The following is a 9,669-nucleotide window of genomic DNA, read 5'->3' as shown; positions in this document are numbered from 1 at the left end:
GGGCAATTCCACTGGGGCCCATCGGTCAGTTGGAATACCTACCTCGAATGCTGGGTGATGCTGATGGGCAAAGTGGAAGGATCTTCCTGGAAAGGCGATGAATTGTACATCTCTTTCAACAAAAACAAAGACCTGGGCAAGGGGGACAATGCCCAAAAATGGAGCAAGCCGCAGTTGCTGGTTCGGCGGGGCGGGCATATTTTGTGGTACCCTTCGTTGCAACCTTTGAATACGCCAGAGGATGTGGCCAACAAGCGGACTTGCCTGAAATTGGGCAAAAAAGCGCGCTTGTTTTTCAAGTACTCTGATCAGGGGGCGTATCGGTCGGAGTACCAGATCGAGTTTGAAAAGTAGTGAAAGTTTAGTACCGCCGATAGCTTCGAGCGCTAATTGGTAATGTACATAACGCAGTAGGCAGCTCCGCTGCTGTTTTTTGTAACCGCGACGACGCGACGGCGCGACGATATGTGTGCTTCGCACACCTTTTCGTCGTTTCACGTCGCGCATTTGGCGCAGCCAAATGAATCGTCGCGCCGTCGCGTCGTCGCGGTTACAAAACATTTGGCGGTAGCCAAATCAAAAAAAATTGCTCTTGCGAAAGAATGTATTACCATTTAGCGCTAGATCATTATGGAAAATGAAATCAAACTGATCATTCATGTTCCCGGCCCTGGATCCTTCCTTTTTTCAGGGAAGCCTCCAGCGCTTTAATTTCTTGCAATTCCTTTTCATCAGGCGAGAAATTGAGCTTTTTCAGCTCAGGTTTGCCTGCGTCCACCCAGGCGGTGTACCAGGCACTGCTCACTGCCCGAATGGACGAGCGCCAACGGTTTTCCACCATGCCGCTCATGGCCTCCTGGTATGCCTGAGCAAATTCAGCGCATTGGGTACGGATGGTAACACCCAGGCGCTCTTCGAAGCAAAATTGGGCATCGGCAGGTAAGGTTTGCTTCAGGCGTTTTTCGATGAGCAATACCGAATCCACCAGGCTGTTGCTTTCCATCACAATGTTCCAATAATAGGATTGTGGATCTTTGATGTATTCGGCCACACCAACGAAGTTGTCGTAACTTTTGTCGGCAAACAGCTCTGGAATGCGGCTTTCCCAGAAACCGTGTATCCCGATTTGATCGCTCAGTTGGCCGTTGTAATTTTTGGTGGTGTGCAAAGGCACGTGCGCATCCCCGATGTAATGCCCAATCTCTGCTGATAAGCGCAGAATTGCCGCCACATTGCGGGTGTAAAATGCCTCGGTCAGTCGGCGTTGCACTTGCAAGAGGTTGTAGGGCAAAATGCCATGTTCCGACAGGTGGTCTTTGGCAAAAATGCTGCGACAGGGTAGGGGGGTACCCACCACTTTCGCCAGGCTATCGGGTGCTACTTGCCAGATCTCTTCATAATACTGGGGCAAAATATTCTTGTTGAAAAACTGCTGGTAATCCTTTACGGTAATGCCCTGCGCATTGAGGTCGCGGGTACGCCCTAGCCCCATCAAGCGGTTGTTTTCCAGGTGCGTCACACCTTCTCCAACTACTTTGACGGTATCACCAGCCATATCGACGAGAAATACCTCTGTAAATTGGGCCAGTGCCTCGTTCCAACCGCGCGGCAGCGTTTCAAATGGAGCTTTGCCGTAACGATCCAGGTCAATGAAATGCCGGGGTGCTTCGTGGCGGGTGGCGTAGCGCCGCTTATCGGGATCTACCGCGTGCTCGGTGATGTACTCGATGTTTTGTTTGTAAAAGGGAATCAGCTCGGGTGGCAGCGCAAAAACGGCGAGGCGATTGATGCGGCGGTGGCCAAAAAAGCCCCACTTCGGCTCCGGTTCAGGGCTGGAAGCAATGGCACTGATCGAAATCAGGAAGAGTAAAAACAACAGCTTGATTTTCATGGCTCTAATTTAGGGTCTTACCCTCATTTTGTCAATCTACCTGCCAAAGAAAAAATCGTACCCCCGCAATACTTTCCGAAACACCCGGTCTTGTACGAGCATAAAATCGCCAGAATTATGGTCGGCAAAATAGCGTTCCACCGTAGCTCCATTTGGACTGATCCATTTCCCGGTTTTGGGTTCAAAAAACACATCCAAATCAGGAAAAATGGGAAACAATTTGACTTGCGTCGTTTTGCCCTGCTGGTTGGTCACCTTGATGATGCTAAACGGGATAATCTGCCGCACCGAATCTTTGGCTGGGGTTGAATTTTCAAAAGCTTCGGCTCCCAGGCTTTCAAATCCAATCAGGAAAGCTTCAGCGCTGCCCTCTCGGTACGGCGCTTGAATGGCTGGAGTGATGGCATAAAAAGGCTTGATTTCAAAACGGTTGCTGCCTTTGCGTTCGAGTTTAAAGGATCGGTTTTTTTGTTTGGGGTATTCGATGCTTACCGATTGAATCGCTTCGGGGTTTTCGGCAAACACGGTTTTGTCCCGCCAATCGTCACCCCGCAAGGTGAAACGGTAGCGCAAATTGCCTTCCCAACCGGGAATGTGGCACACAAAGGGTTGATCAAAACCCTCCATGATCATGTAGGTGCCGCGCTCGTCGGCAGTACCTCCACCGATGTAATAGGTTTTGATGGGCTTTTCTCCAGATGCGTAAATTTCTACTTTGATGCCCTCGCCCGCCAGGTTTTTGACGATGTTGGACACGGCAGCTTTGGGCGGGATGTGGTCTATTTCTACCCGGGCAATGGCGTCCAGCACATTTTCGATGGCATTGGGGCGGGCTTTGAATTTGCTGTTGTACAACCAATCAGCTCCGCGTTTCTCCAGCAAGGTGGTCTCTCCGTCGCGCTGGGCGATGAAGATTTTGCGGATTTGCGCAACATTTTTGACACCAAAATTCCGCTCTGCTTTCAAGCCCCGCATCAACGCATCTTCCTTATTGAGGTATACATAGGCTAGAGCAGCGACGCCCAGGCCAAAAAAAGCAATCAACAGCCAGGTGCTGCGGTTTATTTTTACATTCATGCTTTGCAAAGTTCACTTCTCCCCTTCAAAAAGTTCAGCACCCACCTTCGGTAGAGTGTTTTTTTAACAATTTTGTAAATGTTTAGCACCTCGCCTTCGGCGATGCGATAAATCAATTTTTTAGCCACAAATTTCATAAATTAGGACACGAACTCTAGCAGCGAGCGGTGAAAAGTAATGCCAAGAATTTTTCGCAGCTGCGCAGCTCATGGTTAATATCACCACGACGAGCCGATTACGCGCTCCGCGCTTTTACGTCTCCGGTGTATTGGAACGTCATTAGGAGAACGGATGCCCCGGATTTGGGCGGATTAAAACGGATTTCCCGCTTTCGGCGTGATGACACAAAGTCCTCAAGAAACCCTTTTGGGCTCAATCAATTTTGAGGCTTCGACCCTTCGTGTCTAAAAAGCTTTGCCGCAGGCAAAGCAAAATCCGTTTTAATCCGCCCAAATCCGCGTCATCCGTTCTCCCATTGTTGTTGCTTTCAGCAAAAAGAGGCGAAGCCTCAAAAAGCGTGAAGCGCATAAAACGTCTTGCTCATCGTGGTTACAAAAGCGAAGTTGCGAAAAATGTCAATATTACTTCATATTACCCTCTGCTTCCGTTCGTGAAGGGAGCACAAACGCGAGTTTGTGCTTCAATTTGTGAAATTTGTGGCTTATTTTTAAGCATAAGCACTCCACCGAAGGTGGGTGCTAAATTTTCACAAAATTTGTTTGGTCGTGTCGCCGAAGGCGAGTTGCATTACACCAACATCTCCGCGCTGGTTTCCATGGTTACACGAACCGTGCTATTCAAACGAATTTTCATGGCCACTGTTTTGGGTAATTCGTATTCAAAGAAATATTTAAAAGCCTGCAATTTGCCCGCATAAAAATGCTGATCGGCAGTAGCTGGATTTTGCGTCAACCCTTTTTCGGCAGCAATGGCTTGTTTCAACCACATCCAGGCCAGTACCAGGGTGCCAAAGTACTCCAGGTACAAGGTGGCATCTGCCAAAAATACTTCAGGAGATTCCTTTTGTGCCAGTTGGAACAGATTCACCGTAGTTTCCTGCAAACTCGCCCCAGTCTTCATCAGTTGCTCGGCATATGGCTTCAAATTGGGAAATTCCATCGCCGCTTCAATTTCGGTCTGGATTTCTTTGCTCAGCAATTGCAATCCTTTTCCATTCGACATGGTCAGTTTGCGTCCCAGCAAGTCCATGCCGTGAATGGTGGTGGTGCCTTCATAAATGGCATTGACCCGGATATCGCGGTAGAGTTGTTCCAATGGGAAATCATCGGTGTAGCCCGCGCCTCCCAATACTTGCATGCCCTGACTCACCGAATGGATGCCCATTTCAGAAGGGTAAGATTTGGCAATGGGGGTCAGGAGTTCCAACAGTAAATGGGCGTTGCTTGCCGCTTCACCCTCGCCACGGTGAGCCAAATCGCCGTACAGGCTACATTGCAGCAGCAGCGCGATGCTGCCTTCCACAATCGCTTTTTGGTACAAAAGCATGCGCCGTACATCCGCGTGCTCGATGATCAAAACCTGGGGTTGGTGCACGTCTTTGTTGGAGGGGTGGCGGCCTTGAGGGCGTTCGTTGGCGTATTTGAGCGAAGCGTAGTAGGCTGCAGAAGCACTTGCTGCAGCTACCATACCCGTACCAATGCGGGCTTCATTCATCATTTGAAACATGTAGCGCAAGCCTTGATGCGGCTCACCAACCAGGTAACCCCGGCAATCATCGAGTTGTTCGCCCATCATCAGGTGAGCGGCCACGTAGCCTTTTTGACCCATTTTTCCGTAAATACCCGCAGTGGTCACGTCATTGCTGACCAATTGGCCGTCTTCCTCCCGGAATTTGGGTACTACAAACAAAGAAATGCCCTTGGTACCCACCGGAGCGCCCTTGATGCGCGCCAGAAGTAGGTGCACTACGTTGTCGACGGCGTTGTGGTCGCCACCAGAAATATAAATTTTTTGACCTTTGATTTTGTAGTACTCGCCATCATTGAAAGGTTCGGCACTGCTGGTGATGTCGGACAGGGAACTGCCCGCCTGCGGCTCGGTCAGGGCCATGGTGCCTTGCCATTTGCCACTGTACAACTGGGGAATGTATGCTTCGTTGAGTGCTTCAGACCCAAATGTGCGGATCAGGTTGGCGGCGCCGGTAGTCAAAAATGGATGGCAAGTGATATTGGCATTGGCAGCATGAAAAATCAGGGTGGCCGCATTGAGTAGGGTATAAGGCATTTGTTGTCCGCCCACTTCAAAATCATCGTGGGCGTTGATCCAACCCCCTTCAGCCATGGCCTCGATGGCGGGTTTCATGCAGGGATGGACGTGGACTTCGCCATTGGCATAGTAGGCTTTCTCTTTGTCCATCGCCCGGTAAAATGGAAAAAGATACTGGTCGCCAATCTGCTTGGCCGCATCCAGGGTCATGTCAATAGCTTCGCGGTCGTAGGCCTCAAAGCGTTCGATTTGCTGCAACTGGGTGACGTTGAGCAATTCATACAATACAAATTTAAGGTTACGCGAGCTGATGTATTGTTCGAGCATGGTGGTAGTTTTTAAAGGAATTAGCGAAAGTTCGCTAAATGGATGCAAGATATTCTGTTGGGATGAAAATGCTAATGATGTTTTTTACTCAGTTAAAAAAATCTCGTTAATTTATGTTATTTAAAAGAAACGAAAATGGCATTTGTCTTGAAAGGCACATTTTGATGAAACGTGAGTTCGGGAATTTATGGCTCAAATACATCTATAATCTTGTAACCCTCGACTTTAGTCGGGGGGTACAAGCATCTCCATTTCTCACATCTAACATCCTTCCAGTGGCTTGCATCTACTACAATTTCATGATGCAAGCCTCTAGAAGGATATTAGATGTGAGAGTGGGTGCGCTTGGGCCCGCCGTTGAAACAGCGGGTTACAAGATTATAGATGTAGTTAGTGCTAACGGGTATCGTCGGATTCATTCCTTTTGAAAATCTCCGAACTCACGTTGATTAACTCTCCCCTCAAAACCGCATCAACTCCCTCCGCAACTCCGTATTCAAGCCCGCGTACACCAGCAACTTGAATTCCTGGCCGCTCATGCTCATCACGTTGGTGTATTGGGTGCGCAAGTCGGTTAAGGTGCGGTTGCCGTCATAAAGCCGAATGACCTGCCAGGTATTGTTTTCGCCAGCAGTGGGTTTGATGTGCACCCTGATCGGCAACGGATTTTGGTGTGCCAGATAGAAGAGGTGAATTCCAGCTTCACTCTGAAACAGCGGCGCAATCCCGTAATCCTCGGCGATCAACGTTTGTTCTTCGGCAGAATATTCAGGATCGATGCCCAAGTGGTTAAACAAAGCTTTGTACCGCTCTAAGAGGTATTCGATTTCCCTTTGTCCTTGACCGGCCACGAGTGATTCCAGTTTGATCTCTACCTTGTCCAGCTGTCCATTTAAAAATGCCCGACCTGCCAGGCGCAACAAAGCGACATCCAGGTAATGGTTTACAAATTCGGTATCCATGGCGTCATACACGCCATTGGCAAACTGGTAAGTTTCGCTGACTTCCTTCAATGCGGCATCGTGAAACAAGCGTGCTTTTACGTCTTCCAAGGATTGAGCATTGCGCGAATTGGATCGGTTGCGAAACAATTCCGATTGCTTGAGGCGCAATGGCATTGGTAGATTGCGCACAAAACTGTTGTTGTTGAATGCGATCATGATGGTCGCAATGTTCTCTTTCATTTCATCTAGTCGGGTGATGAAATGAAAGTAATGCCAATTGTCCTCGATGCTGCGGGGATCGTAATAGTCAGGAGCACTGTCTCGATTGCGCACTTTCTCGTTGAGCTCTTCCACCAATTTGAGTAGTCGGCGGTAAAAACTGCCTCCACTTTCCGGTTTGGGTGGCTTGGGAAAATAGGTTTCACCGCTGGGTTCTACAAATTCCAAGGGGAAAATCCGCGGCACCAGGCGGTCTTCCTGCAATTGGATGTCGAGAATTATGGGCCCTGGCGTGCGAATTTTCAGCAACTGATCAGCAGAGAGGCTGGTCAAATCGCGTTCGATTTGGCGGCGCAAGGCCCGGCCACCCATCTCTGGGTCATAGCCGCGGTTGGCTACCCACTCAAGGGCTTCTTTTTGGATATTGAGGATGGTGTTACGGCGTACAAAACCATCCCGTTGCAACAATTCATTGATTTGTAAACGGGAAATGCCCAGGATGTGCTCGCGCTCCAGGGGGCGGAAAATGACAATTTGTTCAATGCGGTTGACAAATTCAGGGCGAAACTGCTTTTCCAGGGCACTGCGATACACTTGTGCCTGCGCCTGGTGTTGTGCGTCATTGCCCAGGCTGATGCGAAAACGGTTGTCATCTGCCCCTACATTGGAGGTCATGATGATGACGCTATTGGTAAAATCAACAGTGCGCCCCATCCGGTCAGTCAGGCGGCCATCGTCCAGCAATTGCAAAAACAGGTCGTGCACTTTTGGATGCGCCTTTTCGATTTCATCCAGCAAAAGCACGCTGAAGGGCCGATAGCGAATTTTTCCAGTCAATTGACCCTCAGGATTGTATTCGTCGCCAATCAGTCGATCCACTGCGTAGGGATCGAGGTATTCATTCATGTCAAAACGCACCAGCGCCTCTTCATTGCCACTGAGGTAACGGGTCAGGATTTTGGCGGCATGGGTTTTTCCCACCCCGGTTGGTCCAATAAACATCAGGGAACTGATCGGCCTTCTGGGATTGTTCAACTTCGCTTTGTACAACTGGATCACGTTGTTGAGTGCAAAAGCCGCTTCTTTTTGGCCGATCAACTCCCGTTGTAAGCTGTTGAATACCTCGTTTTTTTCAAACCAATATCCGGCGCTGAAAATTTCTTCGCGCAAACCGCTCACCATCCCAAATTCTTCACGTACGTTTTGGGCATCCACCGATCCGTAGCGGTGCTTGATGGCCATTTGACGCAGCAAGCGAATGACTGCACCGGGCAAGGCTTTATTGGACTGAAAAATACGGTGTACGTACATCAACTGACTAATCGCTGAAATTGAGATCCGCATGCCGTTTTCTTGCTCCAAAATTTTGCGCTGCTCCAAAATGATTTTCAAAGCGGTAGTCGAATCCGGTTCTGGTACCCGGATTACTTGAAACAAGTCACTGAATGGGCGGTCTTTCTCCTGGATCAATTGCCATTCCTGTGGGGTGGCAATCAGGATGGTTTGCAGCCTGCGTTTTTCCAGGTAGGGTTTCAGTACATCGCTGAGTGTCATTTCATTTTGCGACGATTTTCCAATGCGCAACAAGGACACGGGGTTGTCCAGCAATAGTTTATGACCAATTTGGGGCTTGATCAGGTATTGAATGATGGATTCCATTCTTTTTTGCCATTGTCCTACGATGGACATGCCACTGATGATCCTATTGGGGTCCAAAGACCAAACGCTGATGGCTTGTTCTTTATCGTCATCTTCCCGGGCAGCTAAATACCGGTGTACAGCGTTGGAAATAAGGTTGTGCCTTCCAACTCCTTCCACACCTATCAGTGCAAAAGGGATAGGGTCACGATTGTAGATCAAATCGTACACTTCCGTGGCCAATTCGTCGCGGAAAAAAGTTTGCGGCAGTGCATGCGGAAATTGGTCGTTGAGGTCATTTCCGGTTTTTGCAGCTTCTTCGGCGCCATCAAATTCGGTTTCTTCAAAAAACCTGAAGAATGGGTTGGCGTCCTGCACTTCCACAAAACGATTGGGCGCCATTTTGAGGTCTACCTTTACCGTCACATCCACCAGATAATCGCGGCGGTTGGCATAATATTCATCTGGTTGGAACTCGGTACCCTGGTATTCTCGTTCTTTTTGCAACAGCCTCTTGATGGTTTTTTCCAGTTCCAGATCCCCAATTGGAGCTTCTTCATGAGGCTGCAGCTGCATGGTATTGTTGAAACCAGGCAAATAAAGGATGTTTAATCCATTGACTTCAAACTGGATGACCAGAAACAACCCATCCACCTGGTACTTGCCAAGGGGAAATTGTAATTTTCTTTTTTGAAAAAGCGTTTTGGGCTGAAAAATCAGCCAAAGCGTTTGATCAAGGGTATACCGATTGACAGGAGTAGCCGAAAGATGGTGTTTAACTTCCTTGCGGTAAGCGGTGATTGCCTCCTGATACCTTCGGTGAATGGATACTGGCCCTGGCCAAAACAAGGGTTTTAGGCTGAAATAGGGCTTTCCATCTACCTGAATGTGCTGTACTAATGTGGGTATTTTAAATTCTTGCTGGGACATTAGATGACTTTGATGCAAGAAAGTTAAAAACTTTGTACAAAAAGCAGCATATTAGCAGAGCGAAAACAAAAAACTTATTGTTCTGTGAATTTTAAAGACTTTGTGAACCCTGAATGATGTTATGACGGAAGAATTTTCAAAACCAGAATTTATAAGGCATAAATTCAAAGAACTTAAGGTTTATGCCTCTACGGAGTGGCTGGCCGATAACAAGAAGAAGTATCGGCAGGTGTTTGATCGTTTGGAAACTACCTACATCTACGCAGAACTCTCTTTTTACAACAAGTACTTCGACATCGAGGACTGGGAAATTGATGTGGAGCTGAAGTGCTTTTCTTTAAAAAAAGGGCGAAAAGAAATTTGTGATTTGCCCCTGCGGAAAAAAGTAAGCAAATACGACAGCGTTGTGTACATCCG

General features: G+C 48.3%; 4 protein-coding genes and 2 pseudogenes. 2 read left to right on the top strand and 4 right to left on the bottom strand.

Features of this window, described 5'->3' with window-relative positions:
* Window positions 1-354, top strand: a pseudogene (locus tag ABW391_RS27430) (hypothetical protein); the annotation flags it as partial.
* 298 nt (window positions 355-652) lie between these two features.
* On the opposite strand, the gene ABW391_RS27425 reads toward ABW391_RS27430, so the two are convergent.
* From ABW391_RS27425 to ABW391_RS27410, 4 genes are all read right to left on the bottom strand, one after another.
* Window positions 653-1,891, bottom strand: a complete 1,239-nt coding sequence (locus ABW391_RS27425) for a zinc dependent phospholipase C family protein (protein ID WP_353485102.1) — start codon at window positions 1,889-1,891, stop codon at window positions 653-655.
* A gap of 36 nt (window positions 1,892-1,927) precedes the next feature.
* Window positions 1,928-2,968, bottom strand: a complete 1,041-nt coding sequence (locus tag ABW391_RS27420) for a DUF4340 domain-containing protein (RefSeq protein WP_353485101.1) — start codon at window positions 2,966-2,968, stop codon at window positions 1,928-1,930.
* 747 nt (window positions 2,969-3,715) lie between these two features.
* Entirely contained in the window at window positions 3,716-5,521 is a 1,806-nt protein-coding gene (locus tag ABW391_RS27415) for an acyl-CoA dehydrogenase (protein WP_353485100.1), read from the bottom strand.
* Window positions 5,522-5,982: 461 nt separating this feature from the next.
* Complete coding sequence (locus ABW391_RS27410; protein ID WP_353485099.1) at window positions 5,983-9,252, bottom strand: AAA family ATPase; 3,270 nt, start codon at window positions 9,250-9,252, stop codon at window positions 5,983-5,985.
* A 121-nt stretch (window positions 9,253-9,373) separates the two neighbouring features.
* Here ABW391_RS27410 and ABW391_RS27405 point away from each other — a divergent pair.
* Window positions 9,374-9,669, top strand: a pseudogene (locus tag ABW391_RS27405) (AAA family ATPase); the annotation flags it as partial.

It is taken from the genome of Haliscomenobacter sp., from assembly GCF_040403615.1.
Taxonomy (GTDB): Bacteria; Bacteroidota; Bacteroidia; order Chitinophagales; family Saprospiraceae; genus Haliscomenobacter.
The sequence above is the reverse complement of the archived record's forward strand: the minus strand, read 5'-3'. Positions and strand labels throughout refer to the sequence as shown.